Source organism: Pseudomonas sp. Kh14 (assembly GCF_900291005.1).
GTDB classification, from domain to species: domain Bacteria; phylum Pseudomonadota; class Gammaproteobacteria; order Pseudomonadales; family Pseudomonadaceae; genus Aquipseudomonas; species Aquipseudomonas alloputida.
Genome location: NZ_OLKJ01000086.1, coordinates 1 through 278 on the forward strand (window position 1 = coordinate 1; position 278 = coordinate 278).

Here is a 278-nt window from a genome sequence, read left to right on the forward strand (position 1 = left end):
CACCTGAGTGGGCTAGTAAAACGCTTGCGGTATGGTTCCCTGAATCTGAATACCAAAACAGCCAGCATTATGGAATTGCCTTCTATGCAAGTGCCATAGGGCACCGCGCTGCCGCGGATGCCTTATCGTACATTGGGCAAGATAACTCTGAAGCTTCAATCGTAAGAGCATCAGCGTTGCAACGTCTAGCCAATTATCCTGGCCAAAATAGTTTGATAGCGCTCGGGCGTGCTGTAAAAAACAGCGATGCAATGGTTCGGGTAGGGGCTATCCAAGGC

1 pseudogene is annotated in these 278 nt (G+C 50.0%); it reads left to right on the plus strand.

Features of this window, described 5'->3' with window-relative positions:
- A pseudogene (locus FQ668_RS28820) lies at nucleotides 1-278 on the plus strand (hypothetical protein); the annotation flags it as partial.